The organism is Oceaniglobus sp. K40-3, assembly GCF_055808395.1.
This window is the reverse complement of record NZ_JBVVRW010000005.1, coordinates 27,258-47,871: the sequence shown is the minus strand read 5'-3', so window position 1 is coordinate 47,871 and position 20,614 is coordinate 27,258. Positions and strand designations below refer to the sequence as shown.

Sequence of the window (20,614 nt, the reverse complement as noted above, 5' to 3'; positions counted from 1 at the left end):
AAAACAAAAGAGGCCCCCATGACCAAAATCCTGACCAGCCACGTTGGCAGTCTTCCCCGCACCCAAAAAGTGGTGGATTTCATCTTTGCCCGCGAAAATGGCGCGGATTACGATCAGGGGGCCTTTGACACCGCAATGACGGCGGCGGTATCGGAAACCGTCCGCCGGCAGGTTGCGGCGGGTGTCGATATTGTCAGCGACGGCGAAACCTCCAAGATCAGCTATGCCACCTATGTCAAAGATCGCTATACCGGCTTTGACGGCGACAGCCCGCGCAACGCGCCTGCTGACCTCAGGCAGTTTCCGACATTCCTCAAACGTCTGGCCGCCGAGGGGGATCGCCGCAATACGCCCGGCCCATGTGCGTGGGCGAGGTAAGGTCGAAAGGCCAGAACGAGCTGGAAAAGGACATCGCGAACCTCAAGGCGGCGATGGCCGAACACGGGGCGGAACGGGGGTTTATGAATGCGGCCAGTCCCGGTGTGATTTCCCTGTTCCTGCAAAACGATTTTTACCCGACCCGCGAGGCCTATCTGGCCGCTTTGGCCGATGCCATGAAGGCGGAATACGAAACCATCGTGGCCAGCGGCCTTGATCTGCAACTGGATTGCCCTGATCTGGCGCTGTCGCGGCACATGCTGTTCAATGACCTGAGCGATGATGAATTTCTCAGCATCGCCGCCAGCCATGTCGAGGCGTTGAACCACGCCCTGCAAGATGTGCCGCAAGACAAGGTGCGCATTCATATCTGCTGGGGTAATTACGAAGGGCCGCATGTTTGCGACATCCCGATGTCCAGGATGTTCGACACGCTGATGAACGCCAAGGCACGCTATACGCTGTTTGAAACCTCGAACCCGCGTCATGGCCATGAATGGGCCGTGTTCCGCGACCGCGCGGCCGATATTCCCGATGACAAGGTGCTGGTGCCGGGCGTTGTCGATACCACAACCAATTTTGTAGAACATCCGGAATTGGTGGCCGAACGCCTGCGCCGGTTTACCGATATCGTCGGCAAGGAACGCGTCATCGCCGGAAGCGACTGTGGCTTTGGCACCTTCGCGGGGTTCGGCGCCGTCGATCCCGACATTGCCTATGCCAAGCTTGCCTCGATCGCCGAAGGCGCAAAGCTGGCCTCATGATACCGCTGGTTCTGCTGCCCGGAATGATGTGTGACGCGCGATTGTTTGCGCCGCAGATCGCCGCGTTTTCGGCGCATCGCGTGGTGCATGTCGCGCCGATCAACGGGGCCGATAACATTGCCGCACTGGCGGCGCATGTTCTGGCTGCCGCGCCGCCGCGTTTCGCACTGGCCGGACTGTCGATGGGCGGCATCGTGGCGATGGAGGTGATCCGGCAAGCGCCCGACCGGGTGGACAGGATCGCCCTGCTTGATACCAATCCCAAGGCCGAAACCCCGCAGGTCGCGGCGATCCGTGAACCGCAGATTACCAAGGCACTGGCCGGGCAGATGCGCGCCGTGATGCGCGACGAAATGAAGCCGCGCTATCTGGCGGATGGCCCTGCACGACAAGAGATCCTGGATATGTGCATGACCATGGCCGACGATCAGGGCGCCGAGGTGTTCGTGCGCCAGTCCCGCGCCCTGCAAACCCGCCCCGATCAGCAGGACAGCCTGCGCCGCATCAAGGTGCCCACGCTGGCCCTGTGCGGGCGCGAAGACACGCTTTGCCCGATTCACCGGCACGAACTGATCTGCGACCTGGTGCCGGGGGCCACGCTGGCCGTGATCGACGGCGCGGGCCACCTGCCGACGCTGGAACAACCTGAATTCACAAATGCCGCGCTCACCCGCTGGCTGGAGGCTGACATATGACACCCGATCTTCTTGCGCTGTTGCGCTCTGTCGATACACCCACCGTCTGCAACGCCATCGAGGTGGCGCAGGGCAAACGCGGGTTCAACGCCTTTACGCGCGGCACGATGTTGATCAACGACCCGCAGGGCGTGATTGTCGGCTATGCCAGCACGGCCAAAATCGCCGCCGTGACCCCGCCAGACGAAGCGCCGGATGTGATCCGTGCCCGGCGCATGGCCTATTACAAACAAATGGCCGAGGCGCCCCAGCCTTCGGTCTGTGTGGTCGAGGACGAGGATTTTCCCAATGCCATCGGCGCCTTTTGGGGCGAGGTGAATACGACGATCCACAAAGGGTTTGGCATGTCCGGCACACTGACCAACGGGGTGATGCGCGATCTGGGCGATATGGCGCCGGATTTCCCCGTCGTCGCCGGATCACTTGGCCCAAGTCATGGATTTGTGCATGTCACCGCGCTGAATGGCCCTGTCGCGGTGTTCGGCCTGACGGTGCGCCCCGGTGATCTGATTCATGCCGACCGGCACGGCGCCGTCGTTGTCCCCCCCGAGGTCATCGGCCAACTGGCCGGGGCCATCGGCAAGATGCAGGACACCGAAGGATTGGTTCTTGGGCCGGCACGGGAACCGGGATTCGATTTCGCCCGCTTCGAGGCCGCCTGGGCAGAATTCGAGCGCGCCCGGACATGACCCGCAACCCTGCCGACCTGTCGATCACCGAGGCAGGGGCGGCCCTGCGGTCAGGCACCTTGTCGGCTGTCACGCTGACCAGGGCACATCTTGACCGGATTGCCGAACGAAACCCGGTCATCGGCGCGTTTGTCCATGTGGCAACCGAAGATGCGCTGAGCGCTGCCCGCGCCGCCGATACCGCCCTTGCAGAGGGCCGCGATTGCGGGCCGCTGCATGGTATTCCGTTTGGGATCAAAGATATCTTTGACGTGGTCGGTTGGCCCGTGCGCTGGGGATCGCGCCTGCAACAGGCTCGTATCGCCACAATCACCGCCCCGGCGGTGCAAGCGATGCTCGATGCCGGGGCCATTCCGCTGGGGCTGGTCGCGACATATGAACTGGCCACGGTCGGCCCAGATCTGCACAGCCTTTATCCGCAACCGCGCAACCCCTGGAACCATAACCACGTTACCGGCGGGTCGTCGTCGGGGTCGGCAGCGGCAGTGGCATCGGGCATGGTGCGCGTGGCCCTCGGAACCGATACCGGCGGATCGGTGCGCAGCCCTTCGGCCTATTGCGGGGTTGTCGGGCTGAAACCCACCTTTGGGGCGGTGTCGCTGGATGGTGTGATGCCCCTGGCAACAGCGTTGGATCATGTGGGGCCGATAGCGCGACAGGTGACTGAGGCCGCGTTGGTTTTTGCGGTTCTGTCGCAAAGCGCCCCGGCAGATCGGCGCGACATTTCGGGAATGACCATCGCCTATGGGCGCAATTGGTGTGCCGACACGGCCGCCGATCCGGCCTTGCCTGCCATGATGGATGACGCCGCATCGGTGCTGACCCTTTGTGGCGCGCAAGTGGCCCTGACCGATCTGCCGGATTACGCGGCGGTTGAGGCCCCGGCCGCGCAGATCATTCTGGCAGGTGAATTTGCATCACATGGTGCCGCCATCACAGCGCATCCCGGCGTTGTCGGCCCGGCGGCGGCAAACAGCATTCTGTCGGGGCAAGCCATCTCAGCGGCGCAATTGGCGGCGGCGCAGAAATCCATGCGCAGCTTTGGCGATGCCGTCGATGCCATACTGGCCGTGCATGACGTTCTGATCCTGCCCACAACGATGGCCCCCGCGCCATTGTTCAGCGCCTTTGCCGACGGCAAAACCGTGTGGACAGCCATGCGCACCCTGCCCTTCAACGTAACAGGCCACCCGGCGCTCAGCATTCCGATGGGGTTTGCCGATGGCCTGCCACTTGGGGTGCAGATCATCGGGCGGCACGGTGACGAAGCCACCCTGTGCCGGGTCGGCGCGGCGTTCGAAGCCGCCACCGACCACAGCGCGATTGATCCCTACTTGTCAGCCTGAAGCCGGTCCAGCCGCAATTGCGCCGCGCGCCGGTGACCGTCCAACCCCTCGCTTGTGCTCTGACGTACGGCGGGGGGGCCACGGCCATTACGCCTTCGGGTTCCATCCACTGATGGGTCGCGATCTTGACATATGTGCCAACCCACAGCCCCCCGGTATAGCGCCCCGCCGCCATGGTTGGCAGCGTATGGTTCGTGCCACAGCATTTGTCGGAATACACCACACTGGCCAGCTCACCGATGAACAACGACCCATAGTTGCGCAGCTTTTTCGCAAAGGCCTTGGGATCAGCGGTGTGAATTTGCAGATGCTCTGCCGCGATGTGATCGGAATAGGCGATCATCGTCGCCTCGTCCTTGCAAACGGCGATTTCGCCGTAGGCACGCCAGGCCTGTTCGGCAGTTTCGGCGGTGGCCAATTCCGCAAGCTGGCGCTCGACTTCGTCCTTAACGGCCTGCGCCAATGCGCCATCGGTGGTGATCAGGCCCACCCGCGTGCGCACATCATGTTCGGCCTGGGCCAGAAGATCGGTCGCGATCATTTCGGCATCGCCGGTGTGATCGGCAAGGGTGTAAATCTCGGATGGCCCGGCAAGCTGATCAATACCGACCGGCCCGAACACCTGACGCTTGGCTTCGTTGACGAATGCATTTCCCGGCCCGACGATCTTGTTCACCGCAGGCACGGTTTCGGTGCCGAATGCCATTGCCGCAATCGCCTGCGCGCCACCAATGCGGAAAATCCGGTCCGCGCCCGCCAGATGACACCCGGCAATCATGGCGCGATGGGCGTTCGGCGGCAAACAGGCGATCACCTCGTCCACACCGGCGACCTTGGCCGGCACGATGGTCATGATCGGCGCCGACAGAAGCGGATAACGGCCACCCGGCACATAACAGCCCACCCGTTCGATGGGAATTATGCGATGCCCAAGGTGAACACCCTTGCGCACCTCAATTTCCAGCGGCAACATTGTTCCCAGTTGCGCTTCGGCAAAACTGCGTACGTTTGCAATAGCAAATTCAGTGTCTTCCCGCGTTTGCGGGTCAAGCTCGGCCAGGGCCGACTCGCGGTCCTCAAGGGACACCTCAAAGGCCGTCAGATCGCTCTTGTCGAATTTCGCGGCAAACTCGGCCACCGCCGCATCACCCCGATCCATGACCGAAGCAAGGACTTTACTGACGGTTTCAGCGATATCTGACACATCAGACCCACCGATAGGCTGCGGCGTACAGATTTGTTCAATTCCGTCAAATGATGTGGCAGGCGAAGACATGGGGTGTTTCCTTTGCAAGTTTGTGTGTCACACGAGCTTGCCGCACTTTACCGAAAGCCGGACTTAATGCAATCGTATTCATAAGCTAAATCGCCACCCTCTTCACCATACGCCGGGCACGGCAGGGGTGCCCCTGCTCACGCAGGGACAGGTTTGACAACGCACGCGGGCGTACTATCCACTCGCCGTCCGCGCCGTGACGACGCGGTTTGGCAAAGCCACACGTCGACCCGCGCTTCGCATGCTTCACGAGCATTTGCCGGACCGCGGCTCAGGTGGCGTTGCGAAATCACCCGACGCCTGAAAGCGGCCAGCAGTATCGCCAGACCTGCCCGAAACAGCGCCAGACCCAATCATGTTCAGTGCATATGACACGCTGTCAAAGGGCTTGATCTGATCGGCTTAGTGTCACAATGTTTCAGCAATTGCGTTTCTTTCGTCGATATTGCCTGAAGCCTAATAAAATCGATAAATTTCAGAGGAGAGAATTATGATTCATGTTTCGATGTCCAGCGATGCGGTTGCCGAAAGCTCCAGCAATTACCTGCGGTTTGTCGTGACCCTGTCAGAGGCCCCGGTCAACGCCGTGACGATGAATTACCGGACCCTGCTGAACGGCACCGCGACCGACGACGATCTCTATTTCAACTCGACCCATGGCAACACCAACGGCACCGTGACATTCGCCGCCGGTCAAACCTCGGCCAGCATCTATATCAACGTGGCCTCTGACACCGTCGACGAAATCGACGAGTCAGTCACCATGGAATTGTTCAATCTTTCAAGCGGCGCCACATTCGCGGGGGGCAACCCCTGCTGCGCGCGACAGGCATCATTCTGGACAATGACGGGGCCGGGTCCAACCTCGCGCTGCATGTCTCAGACCCGGTGTTGGTCGAGGATGACAGCGGCAGCCAGGACGCGATCTTTGAAGTGCGCCTGTCGCAACCTGCGGCCAGCGCATTCACCGTCACCTATACCACAGCGGATGGCAGCGCGGTGGCCGGTCAGGATTACACGGCGACCTCCGGCAGCCTGTCGTTCGCCACGGGCCAGGACGTGGCCTATGTGACCGTGCCGGTCTCTGGCGACATGACGCCCGAATTCACCGAGACATTCGATCTCGTGGTCACCCCGCCCGCCAACCCCTCGATCGGAACCACGGGCGCGGCAGGCACCGCCACCCTGATGGACGACGACAGCGGCGCCGGTCCGGTGGTTTCCATGTCCGGCGATGCGGTTGTGGAAAGCTCCAGCAATTACCTGCGGTTTGTCGTGACCCTGTCAGAGGCCCCGGTCAACGCCGTGACGATGAATTACCGGACCCTGCTGAACGGCACCGCGACCGACGACGATCTCTATTTCAACTCGACCCACGGCAACACCAACGGCACCGTGACATTCGCCGCCGGTCAAACCTCGGCCAGCATCTATATCAACGTGGCCTCTGACACCGTCGACGAAATCGACGAGTCAGTCACCATGGAATTGTTCAACCTCTCAAGCGGCGCCACATTCGCGGGGGCAACCCCTGCTGCGCGCGACAGGCATCATTCTGGACAATGACGGGGCCGGGTCCAACCTCGCGCTGCATGTCTCAGACCCGGTGTTGGTCGAGGATGACAGCGGCAGCCAGGACGCGATCTTTGAAGTGCGCCTGTCGCAACCTGCGGCCAGCGCATTCACCGTCACCTATACCACAGCGGATGGCAGCGCGGTGGCCGGTCAGGATTACACGGCGACCTCCGGCAGCCTGTCGTTCGCCACGGGCCAGGACGTGGCCTATGTGACCGTGCCGGTCTCTGGCGACATGACGCCCGAATTCACCGAGACATTCGATCTCGTGGTCACCCCGCCCGCCAACCCCTCGATCGGAACCACGGGCGCGGCAGGCACCGCCACCCTGATGGACGACGACAGCGGCGCCGGTCCGGTGGTTTCCATGTCCGGCGATGCGGTTGTGGAAAGCTCCAGCAATTACCTGCGGTTTGTCGTGACCCTGTCAGAGGCCCCGGTCAACGCCGTGACGATGAATTACCGGACCCTGCTGAACGGCACCGCGACCGACGACGATCTCTATTTCAACTCGACCCACGGCAACACCAACGGCACCGTGACATTCGCCGCCGGTCAAACCTCGGCCAGCATCTATATCAACGTGGCCTCTGACACCGTCGACGAAATCGACGAGTCAGTCACCATGGAATTGTTCAATCTTTCAAGCGGCGCCACATTCGCGGGGGGCAACCCCTGCTGCGCGCGACAGGCATCATTCTGGACAATGACGGGGCCGGGTCCAACCTCGCGCTGCATGTCTCAGACCCGGTGTTGGTCGAGGATGACAGCGGCAGCCAGGACGCGATCTTTGAAGTGCGCCTGTCGCAACCTGCGGCCAGCGCATTCACCGTCACCTATACCACAGCGGATGGCAGCGCGGTGGCCGGTCAGGATTACACGGCGACCTCCGGCAGCCTGTCGTTCGCCACGGGCCAGGACGTGGCCTATGTGACCGTGCCGGTCTCTGGCGACATGACGCCCGAATTCACCGAGACATTCGATCTCGTGGTCACCCCGCCCGCCAACCCCTCGATCGGAACCACGGGCGCGGCAGGCACCGCCACCCTGATGGACGACGACAGCGGCGCCGGTCCGGTCGTTTCCATGTCCGGCGATGCGGTTGTGGAAAGCTCCAGCAATTACCTGCGGTTTGTCGTGACCCTGTCAGAGGCCCCGGTCAACGCCGTGACGATGAATTACCGGACCCTGCTGAACGGCACCGCGACCGACGACGATCTCTATTTCAACTCGACCCATGGAAGTAACAACGGCACCGTGACATTCGCGGCGGGCCAGACCTCGGCCAGTATTTACATCAATGTAGCCAGAGACACCATCGACGAGATCGACGAGTCGATCACGATGGAATTGTTCAACCTTTCCGGCGGCGCCACATTCGCGGGGGGCGTTACCGCATTAACGTCAACCGGGTTCATTCTGGACAACGATGGGCCAGGACTGAATACAACCTTGACCGCGCATCCACATACCCTGCGCGAAGGCGCATTCGGGTCTGTCATTTATGATGTTCCTGTCGAGTTGTCCCGGCCATTCGCTGGGGATGTGATGTTTGACGTCGCAATCAATGGCGGCACTGCGGTTCTTGGTCAGGATTACCGCCTTTTGGATTCAACCGTTTCCTTGGCTCCGGGCCAGACGAAAACGTCCCTGCGTATTGAGGTTCTTGCAGATACAATCGATGAAGCGCCTGAAACCTTGCAGTTGAGTTTCACTCCGACCAACGGCACGCCGCTACCTGGGCCATTCGCCCCTATGATCGTGACGCTGCTAAGCACGCTCCGCTCCACCCAAGACCTTTTGGTCAATGGCGACGCAAGCCCCGAGATACTCGACGGTTTTGGCGGCAACGATACCATATACGGGGGCGGCGGCAACGACACCATCTCTGGCGGCGCCGGGAATGACTTCATCGGTGGCGGATACGGCAACGACACGATTCACGGCGGGCCCGGCAACGACACGGTTTACGGTGGACCGGGCAATGACACGGTACGCGGCGGTGACGGCAATGACGTGATCCATGGCAGTGCCGGGCGCAACCAACTGTTCGGCGAAGACGGCGACGACCGGATCTTTGCAGGGTCCGGCGGCGATCTTGTTGGCGGCGGTGCGGGAAATGACCAGATCCAGGGCGGGGATGGGGCGGATACACTCTATGCAGGCGTTGGCGACGATACGGTAAGAGGTGGCGGCGGCAATGACGTGATCCACGGCAATGCGGGGCAAAACCAACTGTTCGGTGATGGCGGGGCCGATCAGATCTTTGCAGGGTCCGGCGGCGATCTTCTTGGTGGTGGCGCCGGAAATGACCAGATCCAGGGCGGCGTTGGGGCAGATACCATTTACGCCGGCTTTGGCAACGATACGGTTCTGGGCGGTGACGGCAATGACGTGATCAACGGCAGCGCGGGGCGCAACCAACTGTTCGGTGGTGCGGGGGCTGACCGGATCTTCGCAAGTGCAGCCGGCGATTTCATTGGCGGTGGCGCGGGCAATGACATGATACGCGGCGACGACGGCCAGGATACGATCTATGCTGGATTGGGCAATGATAACGTCGGTGGCGGGGCCGGAAATGACCAGATATTCGGTTCGGCGGGTGCAAATGTCATCTATGCCGGATTGGGCAATGACACAGTTCAGGGAGGATCGGGCAGCGACACGATTCATGGATCGTCCGGTCGGAACCAGCTCTTTGGCAACGATGGAAATGATTTAATCTACACCGGCGATCTGGGCGATCTGGCGGCTGGCGGGGCCGGCAATGACACCATCTATGGCGACGAAGGGGCCGATGCAATTTATGCCGGGCTCGGGAATGATTTCATCGGCGGCGGGGCCGGGAACGATCTGATTGTGGCGGGCGCTGGCTCCAACCGGATCTATGGCGGCGTTGGGGATGACAGGCTTGTTGCCGGGACAGGCAAGGATTTCCTGAGCGGCGGATTGGGCAGCGATGTTTTTGTCTTTCAATCCGCCGCGCAGATTGGGGTTGGCTCGAACCGGGATGTCATCAATGATTTCAACCATGGAACAGACACGTTAGACCTTTCTGCCCTTAACGCTCAGTTCAACGGGGCGGCCGGAATTTCAGGCGGCGGCACCGCTTCGTTTTATTATCTTGCGCCGGCTGGCTTGCTGATCGGTGACGCGGACGGAAATGGCAGCGTCGATTGGGTGCTGGAGATCAGCGGCGCGCCCGCCATTTCAGCAGGTGATTTTATCCTGTGAAAGGGTTTTCGACGGCAACGCCCGTCGGCGCGAAATCACTGTCGTTCCCGGTCACGACGGTTGCACCACGACACAGCGCCGACGCCGCGATCATCAGATCTGCGCCGTTGTGGCCAATTTCGGCTGAAAGTCTGCCCCAGATGCGCGCATCTTCCGCCTCGAAAGGCAGCAACCGATCCGAGAACAACAAGACGGTACGATCAAGCCAACCGCGAAGATCGCCCGCAAACGCGGGGTCGCGCGTTTCTTGTCGGCGAATACCCCGTTCAATTTCACCTATCGTGATAACACTGAGGAAAAGATCCTGCTCTGCCTTGCCGCGCAACCACGCCGCCACCTGGGGCGCACGATCCGGGCGGCGCACCGCCGAAATGACGTTGGTATCCAGAAGATACATCAGAAGTTTACATCGCGCGGCGCGACCTCGGCGCGCGCGATGTCACCCCCCGGAAAGGCCATCAGATGGTCGGCAAAGCTCTGACGCGATTGCACGGCACCGGCCAGAAGCCGGTGATATTCCTCGGATGACAGAATAACCACTGCGGGCCGCCCCCGGCGCGTCACCTCTTGCGGCGTACCCGCAAGCGCCGCTTCGACAACAGCGCTGAATTTGTTCTTTGCGTCCTGGACCGTCCACATTGCAGGCTCCGATATGGCTAGCTTGATAGCTAGACAGAATGATAGCCATTACGCCAAATGTCAAGGATACCTCAGCCGCCTTCGGGCAGAACCATCAGTTCAATCCTGGTCTGTTCCCCTAAAAACACCCGGTTCATCGCCACGCGCAGCGCCCGCCCGGTGCCTTCCGGTGCGCCGGTGTTCGGGTTCACGTCGAACTTTGGAAAGTTCGAGGATGAAATATCAAGCCGGATGCGATGCCCCGCCCGAAACCGGTTGGCGGTATCAAACGGCGTGACCGTAATGTCGAACGGCCCCTCGCCCGGTTCGGCAAGGCGGGGTGTTTCGTATCCGTCACGATAGCGCAGCCGGAAAATGCCATCGCTCAGGATCATCGCATAGCCGCGCGGATAATCCTTTGAGGGCGGATGTACGTCGATCAGCTTGGCCGTGAAATCTGTGTCGGGCGCGTCGGTGTCCACCCGCAGATGCACGGTGACCGGTCCGGCGATCACCATGTCACGGTCCAGCGGTGGCGTCTCGAACGACACCACATCACGGCGCGCCTTCAACGGCAGGCCCGGTGTGGTGCAGCCGTGAAAGCCATCACTCTCGACCTGATCGACCGGCCCGCCGGTAAAGATCGGTTCGCCCGAGGTCAGCGCGCCGCCCAGCGTCGGCACCGGATCGGCAGGGTCGAACGACCATGCAATCTCACCCCCTGCCCCACGCCATCGCGCAGCGACATGTCGCGCTGCGGATAAAGCGTCAGCGGCCTTGCCTGCTCGGGCGGCCACGTATTGGCCTGCGCCCAGGCACCACCATGGTCCAGATGCCCACCAGCGGTGCGCCGCCCGCTGCCGCCGCCCATGACAAAATACCAGACCCGGCCGCTTTGGCTATCGGCACCGCCACGCAGCGCCATGTCGAACCATTTCAACCGCCACGTCAGCCAATTCTCATCGACCTGCCCGTCAAAGGTGGCCGCGATGCCAAAATCCACATCCCCGAACACTTGCGACGACCGGTTGCCATGGGTCCACGGCCCCAGGATCAGCGCGACAGGGCGATCCTCGCGCAGGGCGCGGTAATTTTCCAGCGTCGTCGGCACATAGGTATCGTACCAACTGCTCATCAATGCCACCGGCACCTTGGGGATGGCATCATAGTAACCGGCGGCCCAGATGCCGGTGCGTTTCCAGAAGGCATCAAAGGTGCCATGCTGCCATTGGTCCACCAGATAGGTTTCGTAATCGGGGGCCCAGCGGATCGGCGACCGTTCGCGCGTCCAGGGCATATGCGCGAACCAATCGTGCAAATTTTCCGCCCGGATCGCCCCGGCAACCAGCGGATCGCGCGCCTCGGGCGATTCCAAAGCGTGGTTATAGGCCCATGTCGCCTGTTTCAGCTCAAACGCACCGCCCTGCCGGATACCGCAGGTAAAGGCATTGGAAAACCCACCCGAATCCAGAACCATGCAGGCCAGCGCGGTTGGCGCAAGACAGGCCGCCGCCAGTTGCGTATGGGCATCATAGCTCAGCCCCATCATGCCGACCTGGCCGTCGCACCACGGCTGCTCGGCAATCCATGCAATCGTATCGAACCCGTCTTCGGCCTCATTCACATATTTCGTGAAGGTGCCGCCGGATTTGTGCCGTCCCCGGCAATCCTGCCAGACCATGACATAGCCTTCGCGCACCAGCCGCATCGCCAGCGCCTCGCGGCTCAGCGGATCAGGCGACGCGACCGAACGTTCCGAGCGCGACGTGCCGGCCTTGTCATAGGGGGTACGTTCCAGAATCACCGGGCGCGCCCCGCCCTGAACCGGCAGATAAATATCGGTGGCCAGCGTCACGCCATCGCGCATGGGGATCATGACGTCGCGCATCACCGCAACATCCGGGGCCAGCGCGCGTGCTGGCCCCATATCGACGACATCGCTCACTTGGCCGAACTCACATCCTGGGGAAGCGTGCCTTCTGACAGGCCACCCACGATGGTCAGGCCCTTTTTGGCCGCCCAATGGGCCTTTTGCCAGTACAGCGGCACAACCGGCGTGTCGGCAAACACCATCCGCGTCACATCTTCCAGCATGGCGCGTTGTTTCTCGGGGTCGAACTCCTCCATCGCCGTGGCCAGTGCCGCGTCAAAATCGGGGTTGGAATACCGCACCCGGTTGAACGCACCCTTCCCCGCAGCCTTGTCATAGGTGTGCAGCAAGGATTGCAGCAGCGTCGCCGACGTGGGCGTAGACGCCCCCAGGGAAAAGACGAAAGCGCCGTAATCGCCCGCCGACGCCGCCTTGGAATAGACGTTATAAGGCAGCGCCTCGACACCCGTTACCTTCAGACCACCCCGCGCCAACATCTGGCCAATGGCCTGCGCCAGATCGCCGTCGCCCGGAAACCGGTTGTTCGATGATGAAATGGTAATGCCAAACCCATCGGGATACCCCGCCTCGGCCAACAGCGCCTTGGCCTGTTCCACATCGGGGGTGTCAGCGGCCAGATCATCGGCATGGCCCCCAAGACCCGGCGCCGCAATCTGACCCGCCGGAATGCCCGACCCGCCAAGAATGCGGTCAACGATCAGTTCGCGGTCAATCATCAGCGAAATCGCCTTGCGCACCCGCGTATCGCGGAACGGATTTTCCGGCAGCGGATTGCCCGCCAGATCGGTGACACCGGGCGCCGCATCAAAACGCATGGACAGCCCAAGGTAAATCACCCGGCCAGAGGGCGTGGAAATCACCGTGTAATCATCGTTGTTTTTCAGACGCGGCACATCGGCGGGCGGCACCGCATCGATCAGGTCAACCGACCCCGACAGCAGGGCGGCAACCCGCGCGGCATCGTTGCTGATGAACCGGATCTGCACATCCTTGAATTCAGGTGCATCGCCCCAGTATCCATCATAGGCCTCAAGCTCCATGGTTTCGCCCGGGGTCCAGGACACATATTTGTACGGCCCGGTGCCGATGGCAGCGCCCGTTCCGGCATTGGCGAAATCATCGCTGCTTTTGCCTTCGGTTGCGGCCTTGGAAATGATGAACACCCGCCCGATGGATTCCATGAACGATGGCGCCGGCGTGTTGGTGGTGATCCGCAGGGTGGTGTCGTCAACCTTTTCCATGCCGGCGACATTCGACACCATGTCGGTGAACGGTGCGGGGCTGTTGGGCACCTCGTCCGTGCGTTCGATCGAATAGATCACATCCTCGATCGTCAGGGGCGAACCGTCGTGAAAGGTCACACCGGGGCGCAGTTTGATTTCCCAGGTCAGCGGGTCGATGTTTTTCCAGCTTTCGGCAAGGTCCGGCTTCATTTGCAGGTTCTCGTCGAACTCGGCCAGACGGCCAAAGATCATGTCGCCGGTCATCTGGTTGTTGCCCGTGCGGCTGAACTGCGGATCGATCGAGCTTGGCTCGTTTGAGCGGCCAATCACCAGATCGGCCGCCAGCGCCGGCAGGGCCGTGGTGGCCAGCAACCCTGCCAGCAGGATAGATTTCATATGCAGCATTTTCTTACTCTCCCTTTGATTTCGATTGGTTCGGGGTCAACCCCTGCCCGCCGTTCAGATGACAGGCGACATCCAGCCCCGACGCCAGCGTCGTCAATGGCGGGCGTTCCAGGCGGCAACGGTCAAACGCATGGGGGCAGCGGGGGTGAAAATGGCACCCCGACGGCGGATTCACCGGCGAGGGAATTTCCCCCTTGATCGCGGAAAACCGCCGCGCCCGCCGGTCGATCCGCGGAATTTCATCCAGCAGCGCGGCCGTATAGGGATGGCGCGGGGCATCGAACACCGTATCGGCATCGGCCACCTCGACCACCCGGCCAAGGTACATGATGACAACCCGGTCCGCGATATGGCGCACCACGCCCAGATCGTGACTGATAAACATCAGGGTCAGCCCGAAATCCCGGCGCAATTCCATGAACAGGTTGATCACCTGCGCCTGAATCGACACATCCAGCGCCGCGATGCTTTCGTCGCAGATCAGAAAATCGGGTTTCACCGCCAGGGCGCGGGCAATGCCGATCCTTTGCCGCTGACCACCGGAAAACTGGTGCGGAAACCGCTCGGCCATAGCCGGGTCCAACCCCACGGTCGTCAACAGATCGCTGACCTGCTGCCCCACAGCGGCGCGCGGCGTCAGACCATGCACGCGCGGCGCCTCGCCAATGATCTCGCCCACCCGTTTGCGCGGGTTCAGCGATGACATCGGGTCCTGGAAAATGATCTGCGTCGCCAGCCGCATCCGTTTTGCCTCGACCCCCTTCAGCGTGGCAATATCGTCACCATTCCGCCGGATTGTGCCGTCGCTGGGCGCCAGCATTCCGGCCATGATCCGGCCAAGGGTGGATTTGCCACAGCCTGATTCCCCGACAACGCCCAACACCTCGCCCCGGCGGACCTGCACGTTCACACCGTCCAGCGCCCGGACCACCGGCGGCGGCGATGCCGCGCCCAGCCTGATCGCCAACCGTTCGGCAAAATCCGGGGGCGTGCGGAAATTCTTTGAAACATTCTCGGCGCTGGCGACAATATCGCTCATTGGTTTTCCCCCAGCGGATGAAAACAGCGCCACCGCCGCCCGTCCTGCACGGTTTCGCCCGGCTCCTGCCCACAAAGCGTGGTGGAATAGTCACAGCGCGGCGCAAAGGCACAGCCAGCGGGCCGGTTCAACGGCGGCGGCGCCGAACCCCGGATCTGGCGCAGGGGCTGACCGCGTTCATTGGCCAAAGGCGTGCTGGCCACCAGCCCGGCGGTATAAGGATGGCGCGGGCGATCCAGCACATCATCGGTCGCGCCCTCCTCGACGATCCGGCCCGCGTACATCACCGCGATACGATCCGCCAAACCGGCGACAACGCCCAGATCGTGGCTGATCCAGATCAGCGCCATACCCATATCGGCAACCAACCCCTGTACCACCGACAGGATTTGCGCCTGAATCGTCACATCCAGCGCCGTTGTCGGTTCATCCGCGATAATCAGATCGGGTTCGTGCAACAGCGCCATGGCAATCGCCACACGTTGCCGCATTCCGCCGGAAAATTCGTGCGGATAGGCCGACAACCGCTCTTCTGGGCGGGGTATTCCGACCCGGCCCAGGGCATCGCGCGCCTGCGCCCGCGCGACACCGCGCGATACCTTGCGATGGGCCTGCACCGTTTCAACCATCTGGGTGCCAATGCTCAGCACCGGGTTCAGGGTCATCATCGGATCTTGAAAAATCATCGCAATCCGGTCACCGCGCAGCTTGCGAAACTCATCAGCGCCCAATGTTGCCAGATCGCGCCCCTTGAACAGGATCTGCCCCTCGGCCACCCGCCCCGGCGGATCAAGCAGCCCCAGAACCGAAAACCCGGTGATCGACTTGCCGGACCCGGATTCACCCACCAGCCCGACAATCTGACCCGGCTCCAGGGTCAGGCTGACCCCGTCCACCGCCCGCACCGTGCCGGCCGCGGTTTCGAAAACAGTATGCAGGTTGTCGATATGCAACAGGCTCATTGGCTCAGCCTCGGGTTCAGGACAATGCGCAGACGGTCGCCCACGATGTTGATGGCGAACACCAGAACCAACAGCAAAAGGCCGGGATAGACACTCATCCAGTATATGCCGGCCAGCAAAACCTGATACCCGTTGGCAATCAGCAGCCCCAGCGACGGTTCGGTGATCGGCAACCCGATCCCAAGAAACGAAAGCGTCGCCTCGGCGGCAATCGCGTTGGCCACCTGAATGGTGCCGATCACAATCAGCGGCGGCAGGCAGTTGGGCAGAAGATGCCCAAACAGGATGCGCGGCGCCGACAGGCCCAGACACCGCGCCGCCTCCACATAATCCTTGGCCGCCTCGACCATGGCCGTGGCCCGCACCGCGCGGGCGAAATAGGCCCATTGCACAAAGACCAGTGCCAAAATCACCTTGCCGGTGCCCTGCCCGAACACAACAAGGATCATCAGCGCCACAAGGATCGTCGGAAAGCCCAACATCAGGTCAACCACCCGCATGATGGCGGAATCGACCCGCCCGCCAACGTAAGCCGCCAACAGGCCCAGCGACGTGCCCACCGCCAGCGCCAAAACCCCCGCCGTCACCCCGACGGCCAGCGAGGTCCGCAACCCATAGAGCATGGCCGACAGCATACCGCGCCCCTGCGTATCGGTGCCCAGCGGGTAAAGCTGGCCCTCATAACCCCGGCTCATCGGGGGCAGTTTGCCGTCGAACAAATCAATCTGGGTCAGATCATAAGGGTTTTGCGGCGCCAGCATCGGCGCAAACAGGGCCGATACCACCAGCAACAGGCAAATCACCAGCGCAATGGCCGCCTTTGGGCTGGCCACCACACCGCGCACCGCCCGCGCGAACAACCCCTGCCCCGCCAGCGCGATCATGCGCTGCGCGCCCGCACACGCGGGTCAAGAAGCGAATACAAAATATCGACGCACAGGTTGATAACGATGAACATCGCAACGATCACCAGAATATACGCCACAACAATTGGCCGGTCCAACGCGCCGATACTGTCGATGATCAGCTTGCCAACCCCCGGCCAGGCAAAAATCGTTTCGGTCACCACGGCAAAGGCAATTAGCGATCCGAATTCGACCCCGATCACTGTAACGATCGGAATCAGAATGTTCTTCATCACATGGACCATCAGGATACGCCCCTCGCTCAGCCCCCGCGCGCGGGCGAATTTCACAAAATCCAGCGGCATGGTTTCCTGCACTCCCGTCCGGGTCAGCCGGATCACCAGCGCCAGTTGCCCAAGGGCAAGGTTGGTCGCCGGCAGGATAAGATGCGTGATCCCGTCCCAGGTGCCAAAACTGGTGCGCATACCAAAAACAGTCACGGTTTCACCACGACCGGTCGACGGCAACCAACCAAGGGCAACCGAAAACACCATGATAAGCATCATCCCCTGCCAGAAATTCGGCATTGAAAACCCAAGGATGGAACCGGTCATGATGGTGTCATCCACCGCCGACTGCGGATTTGTCCCGGCCCACAGGCCCAGCGGAATGCCAAGGATCAACGAAATCGCCAAAGCAGTGATGGCCAGTTCAAGGGTGGCGGGCAATCGTTCAAGGATCACATCCACCGCCGGACGGTTGTAAACGAACGACCGCCCGAAATCGCCCTGCACCGCATTGCCCAGAAACGTGACAAACTGCACCGGAAGCGGCTTATCCAGCCCCAGCGATTGCGCCACCGCCGCCCGTTCTGCCATGGTGGCATCGCCGGGCAACAGAATCTCAAGCGGATCACCAATGGCATAGACCCCGATAAAAACGATCACCGCCGTCGCCAACAGGACAAGCACAGCCTGAAATATGCGGCGAATCACAAATGCGGTCATGCTGGCGGCCCCGGTCAACTATTGTTAAGCAGGGTGACGCGGTGATAAAACTTATGCAATACTATGAAATATATGTGTATATCTATGCACCATCCGCATAACCCCGGAGAACCCCCTGCGCCTTGATCTTTTGGAAACCTACGCCACGGTCCTTGCCACCGGATCGACCCAGGCCGCCGCGCACCGGTTGGGCCTGACCCAACCGGCCGTCAGCCGTCGTCTGACCCAATTCGAAGACTCCCTCGGGATCAGCCTGTTTCGCCGCGAAAAGGCCCGGCTGATCCCCACCCGCGAAGGCCTGATGCTGAATGAACAACTGCAAGGGCTTTTGGAAAATGCCCGCCGTCTGAGCGCCCGCGCCGAAGAACTGCGCAGCGGCAATTCCCCGGAAATCGCCCTGCGCGTCGCCTTTCCCGCCAGCCTCGCCCTGCGGATGGTGCCACAGATCGTATCGCGTTTCCTGGCCACCCATGACCGGGTCCGGATCGAACTGCACACTGGTCCCTATGACACCATTGAACGGATGCTGATGGATGCCCGGGCTGAAATCGGTTTTCTGCGGGTGCCCGTCAGTCACGCGGGGCTGCGCCTGACCCCGCTGATCACCTCGGATACTGTCTGTGTCATGCCACAGGGCCACCCCCTGACCCAAAAGGCCCGCATCGGGGTTGAGGATCTGCGCCAGGTGCCGATGATCCTGCTGGCGCGGATGCGGGCGCCGCGCCGCTCGATCGACGATCTGTTCCAATCGCGCGGTGTCCGGCCCGATATCCGGGTTGAGGCGCATTCCGTCTCATCCGCCTGCGCGATGGCGGCGCAGGGCATCGGTGTGACGCTGGTGAACCGTCTCATGGCTATGGATTTTGCCGATATGTCGGTTGAAATGCGCCCGTTCCACCCCAGAATAACCCATGATTTCGCCTTTGCCACAGCAGACCGGTCCCCGGTCGGGGCCACGGCAGGCGCGTTCATCGAAACCGCCTCGGCCTTCTTTCGCACCCTCCCCCATGGGGCCGCCTGACGAACGGCAGGTTTCGCGGCGAAACCGTCAGTCCGCGCTCAACCGTTCCCAAAAGGCAAAGATCGCCTTGGCATTGACCGGCGACATCCAACCGTGGCGTTCAAAATCTGCCCGCGCGGCGCCATCGCTCAGCCCCGCCAGAAACAGCCGCCGGTCGGCATCGCGCTGGGTTGGCGTGCGCGCCGCCAGCAGGTCACGCACACGCGCAAGCTGCGCCGCCCGCCCGCTGACTTCGGGTGTGGCGACGGGGGTTTCGGGCCGGTAATCGTCGCGCAAGGCCGCGCGCAGATACCGCATCGGGCTTTTCACTTCGCCCTGCGCCGCCACATAGGCCAGCTTTTCATCCACATAGCGTTCGCCATGTTCGCCGATCCATTGCCGCGCCAGCCGGTCTTCCACCCCCAGCGCCCGCAACCGGCCATAGGTGGCCCCGCTGCGCACGGCACCGCCATCATCAATATCCAGAATCGCCAATTGCGGATTTTCGGCGATGCGAAACCGGATGTCCGTCACCGCCCTGCCCCGCTTGCGCGTTTCCGGCGTGACCAGAATGTTCGACGTGCGGTTCACCTCGGCCACCGCGGGTTTGATGATCTTGGCATTCAGATGCTTGAAAGATTCATAATAGGCACTGTCGGCCACCCCCATCAGCCTGCGAAACAGTTCCAGCGACCACCACCCTGTGCTGCCCGTGCGCACAAAGCGATAACAATTTTCATACAGGGCCAAGGCGTGCCCGCTGGTGAACCGCCGCTGAATATTCAGACTGATCAGGGCAAAAACCTTTGGATCATTCAGCTTTTCCGCCAGCGCCGGAGAATAGGCATATTCGCACACACCCGCCTTCAGTTTGGCATAGCTCAACAGGCTCGACACACCCCATTCCTGTTGCCCGTCGCCATCCAGCATATCCCATTCCGCAATCGTCTCTGCCAGCCCGCGCAGTGACTGTTTCAGGGTCTCCATGTCGTTGGAATTATACCCGATCATCATACAAAGCGTTCGCGCGTCAATCTCGTGCTTGCCCTGGGTGGTCAGCGTGTCATAGGCATTCAGCAACAGAACATTGCTCAGCTTGCGTTGCAGCAGCGTCAGTTTGCCGGATACATGGATTGCCGCAACGTGTTTTTTCACCGACCCACGCCGCAGCGCACCCGTCAGCCGTTCGTCGGGAATATCATCCATCTGTCGCCCTCATCCCGGCCCGTCTTTGCGGCCCTTTGCACAGCATGCCGCAAACGGAACCCAATAACAACCGTGCCATGGGTGCCTCAGGCGTTGAACCCAACATAAGCAAAGGAACCCATATTCAGGATTGCCCGAATCGGGTTGACAGAGAAACAGTCACAATTCCGTGGAAAACCGCAGTTTGGCGCCCGAAATCCCGGAATCGGCGTCCCATCATCCTGTAAAAGGGTGCCTCTGAACCCGTGAACGGGTATCTTTCATCCCGGATACGGGGCCTCAAGTTAGTCTAATACATTGTATTATCTTGCTTATATTCACCGAAAGATTCTAAAGATCTGAAAGATTCTACAGTTTGTCCCTGTGTCTTTTTCTTAATAAGACCCTATTTTCATGTCTTGTTCGCCTTCTGATTCCCATCATCCTTGTAATGTGTGATAATCACAGGAACATTCACCAAA

14 protein-coding genes and 5 pseudogenes are annotated in these 20,614 nt (G+C 61.3%); 9 read left to right on the top strand and 10 right to left on the bottom strand.

The features are described 5' to 3' along the window. Window positions 1-18: 18 nt before the first annotated feature. The 4 genes and pseudogenes from AC0L7P_RS22115 (at window position 19) to AC0L7P_RS22100 (ending at window position 3,872) form a co-directional block, all read left to right on the top strand. Window positions 19-1,142 (top strand): annotated as a pseudogene (locus AC0L7P_RS22115) (cobalamin-independent methionine synthase II family protein). After that, complete coding sequence (locus AC0L7P_RS22110; RefSeq protein WP_473436287.1) at window positions 1,139-1,837, top strand: alpha/beta fold hydrolase; 699 nt, start codon at window positions 1,139-1,141, stop codon at window positions 1,835-1,837. Before AC0L7P_RS22115 ends, AC0L7P_RS22110 begins: the two are co-directional and overlap by 4 nt. Further along, the gene (locus tag AC0L7P_RS22105) at window positions 1,834-2,526 is read left to right on the top strand and encodes an RraA family protein (protein WP_473436286.1); all 693 of its coding nucleotides are present in this window, start codon (window positions 1,834-1,836) and stop codon (window positions 2,524-2,526) included. Before AC0L7P_RS22110 ends, AC0L7P_RS22105 begins: the two co-directional genes overlap by 4 nt. Then, on the top strand, window positions 2,523-3,872 hold the full coding sequence (locus AC0L7P_RS22100) for an amidase (protein ID WP_473436285.1): 1,350 nt from the start codon (window positions 2,523-2,525) through the stop codon (window positions 3,870-3,872). Before AC0L7P_RS22105 ends, AC0L7P_RS22100 begins: the two co-directional genes overlap by 4 nt. On the opposite strand, the pseudogene hisD reads toward AC0L7P_RS22100, so the two are convergent. After that, a pseudogene (gene hisD, locus AC0L7P_RS22095) lies at window positions 3,857-5,148 on the bottom strand (histidinol dehydrogenase). The gene AC0L7P_RS22100 and the pseudogene hisD sit on opposite strands and share 16 nt — an antisense overlap. A gap of 490 nt (window positions 5,149-5,638) precedes the next feature. Here hisD and AC0L7P_RS22090 point away from each other — a divergent pair. From AC0L7P_RS22090 to AC0L7P_RS22075, 4 genes and pseudogenes are all read left to right on the top strand, one after another. Further along, window positions 5,639-5,932 (top strand): annotated as a pseudogene (locus tag AC0L7P_RS22090) (hypothetical protein); the annotation flags it as partial. A 149-nt stretch (window positions 5,933-6,081) separates the two neighbouring features. After that, complete coding sequence (locus AC0L7P_RS22085; protein WP_473436284.1) at window positions 6,082-6,714, top strand: Calx-beta domain-containing protein; 633 nt, start codon at window positions 6,082-6,084, stop codon at window positions 6,712-6,714. 40 nt (window positions 6,715-6,754) lie between these two features. After that, a pseudogene (locus AC0L7P_RS22080) lies at window positions 6,755-7,369 on the top strand (Calx-beta domain-containing protein); the annotation flags it as partial. Between the two features lie 107 nt (window positions 7,370-7,476). Then, complete coding sequence (locus tag AC0L7P_RS22075; protein ID WP_473436283.1) at window positions 7,477-9,957, top strand: Calx-beta domain-containing protein; 2,481 nt, start codon at window positions 7,477-7,479, stop codon at window positions 9,955-9,957. On the opposite strand, the gene AC0L7P_RS22070 is transcribed toward AC0L7P_RS22075, so the two are convergent. From AC0L7P_RS22070 to AC0L7P_RS22035, 8 genes and pseudogenes are all read right to left on the bottom strand, one after another. Beyond that, window positions 9,947-10,354 carry a PIN domain-containing protein gene (locus tag AC0L7P_RS22070; RefSeq protein WP_473436282.1) on the bottom strand — a complete coding sequence of 136 codons (408 nt, stop codon included), beginning with the start codon at window positions 10,352-10,354 and terminating at the stop codon, window positions 9,947-9,949. The two genes, AC0L7P_RS22075 and AC0L7P_RS22070, sit on opposite strands and share 11 nt — an antisense overlap. Next, on the bottom strand, window positions 10,354-10,596 hold the full coding sequence (locus tag AC0L7P_RS22065; RefSeq protein WP_473436281.1) for a type II toxin-antitoxin system Phd/YefM family antitoxin: 243 nt from the start codon (window positions 10,594-10,596) through the stop codon (window positions 10,354-10,356). The genes AC0L7P_RS22070 and AC0L7P_RS22065 overlap by 1 nt, the downstream gene beginning before the upstream one ends. Before the next feature lie 71 nt (window positions 10,597-10,667). Then, window positions 10,668-12,442: pseudogene (locus AC0L7P_RS22060) on the bottom strand (CocE/NonD family hydrolase). 74 nt (window positions 12,443-12,516) lie between these two features. After that, entirely contained in the window at window positions 12,517-14,094 is a 1,578-nt protein-coding gene (locus tag AC0L7P_RS22055; RefSeq protein ID WP_473436280.1) for an ABC transporter substrate-binding protein, read from the bottom strand. Between the two features lie 4 nt (window positions 14,095-14,098). Then, complete coding sequence (locus AC0L7P_RS22050) at window positions 14,099-15,133, bottom strand: ABC transporter ATP-binding protein (RefSeq protein ID WP_473436279.1); 1,035 nt, start codon at window positions 15,131-15,133, stop codon at window positions 14,099-14,101. Then, window positions 15,130-16,095: an ABC transporter ATP-binding protein gene (locus tag AC0L7P_RS22045; RefSeq protein ID WP_473436278.1), complete on the bottom strand. Its 966-nt coding sequence runs from the start codon at window positions 16,093-16,095 to the stop codon at window positions 15,130-15,132. The genes AC0L7P_RS22050 and AC0L7P_RS22045 overlap by 4 nt, the downstream gene beginning before the upstream one ends. Continuing rightward, window positions 16,092-16,979 carry an ABC transporter permease gene (locus AC0L7P_RS22040; RefSeq protein WP_473436277.1) on the bottom strand — a complete coding sequence of 296 codons (888 nt, stop codon included), beginning with the start codon at window positions 16,977-16,979 and terminating at the stop codon, window positions 16,092-16,094. Before AC0L7P_RS22040 ends, AC0L7P_RS22045 begins: the two co-directional genes overlap by 4 nt. Beyond that, window positions 16,976-17,947 (bottom strand): ABC transporter permease, encoded by a 972-nt coding sequence (locus AC0L7P_RS22035; RefSeq protein WP_473436276.1) that lies wholly within the window; start codon window positions 17,945-17,947, stop codon window positions 16,976-16,978. The genes AC0L7P_RS22040 and AC0L7P_RS22035 overlap by 4 nt, the downstream gene beginning before the upstream one ends. 130 nt (window positions 17,948-18,077) lie before the next feature. Between AC0L7P_RS22035 and AC0L7P_RS22030 the strand changes: the two genes are divergently transcribed. Further along, the gene (locus AC0L7P_RS22030; protein ID WP_473436275.1) at window positions 18,078-18,968 is read left to right on the top strand and encodes a LysR family transcriptional regulator; all 891 of its coding nucleotides are present in this window, start codon (window positions 18,078-18,080) and stop codon (window positions 18,966-18,968) included. Between the two features lie 27 nt (window positions 18,969-18,995). Here AC0L7P_RS22030 and AC0L7P_RS22025 read toward each other — a convergent pair whose 3' ends face one another. Continuing rightward, the gene (locus AC0L7P_RS22025) at window positions 18,996-20,153 is read right to left on the bottom strand and encodes a replication initiation protein (protein WP_473436274.1); all 1,158 of its coding nucleotides are present in this window, start codon (window positions 20,151-20,153) and stop codon (window positions 18,996-18,998) included. Window positions 20,154-20,614: the final 461 nt, after the last annotated feature.

What these genes read in the sequence shown, in the direction of transcription:
- AC0L7P_RS22110 (WP_473436287.1), top strand. Translation starts at nt 1,139, where the DNA reads ATGATACCGCTGGTTCTGCTGCCCGGAATGATGTGTGACGCGCGATTG.
- AC0L7P_RS22105 (WP_473436286.1), top strand. Translation starts at nt 1,834, where the DNA reads ATGACACCCGATCTTCTTGCGCTGTTGCGCTCTGTCGATACACCCACC.
- AC0L7P_RS22100 (WP_473436285.1), top strand. Translation starts at nt 2,523, where the DNA reads ATGACCCGCAACCCTGCCGACCTGTCGATCACCGAGGCAGGGGCGGCC.
- AC0L7P_RS22070 (WP_473436282.1), bottom strand. Translation starts at nt 10,354, where the DNA reads ATGTATCTTCTGGATACCAACGTCATTTCGGCGGTGCGCCGCCCGGAT.
- AC0L7P_RS22065 (WP_473436281.1), bottom strand. Translation starts at nt 10,596, where the DNA reads ATGTGGACGGTCCAGGACGCAAAGAACAAATTCAGCGCTGTTGTCGAA.
- AC0L7P_RS22055 (WP_473436280.1), bottom strand. Translation starts at nt 14,094, where the DNA reads ATGCTGCATATGAAATCTATCCTGCTGGCAGGGTTGCTGGCCACCACG.
- AC0L7P_RS22050 (WP_473436279.1), bottom strand. Translation starts at nt 15,133, where the DNA reads ATGAGCGATATTGTCGCCAGCGCCGAGAATGTTTCAAAGAATTTCCGC.
- AC0L7P_RS22045 (WP_473436278.1), bottom strand. Translation starts at nt 16,095, where the DNA reads ATGAGCCTGTTGCATATCGACAACCTGCATACTGTTTTCGAAACCGCG.
- AC0L7P_RS22040 (WP_473436277.1), bottom strand. Translation starts at nt 16,979, where the DNA reads ATGATCGCGCTGGCGGGGCAGGGGTTGTTCGCGCGGGCGGTGCGCGGT.
- AC0L7P_RS22035 (WP_473436276.1), bottom strand. Translation starts at nt 17,947, where the DNA reads ATGACCGCATTTGTGATTCGCCGCATATTTCAGGCTGTGCTTGTCCTG.
- AC0L7P_RS22025 (WP_473436274.1), bottom strand. Translation starts at nt 20,153, where the DNA reads ATGGATGATATTCCCGACGAACGGCTGACGGGTGCGCTGCGGCGTGGG.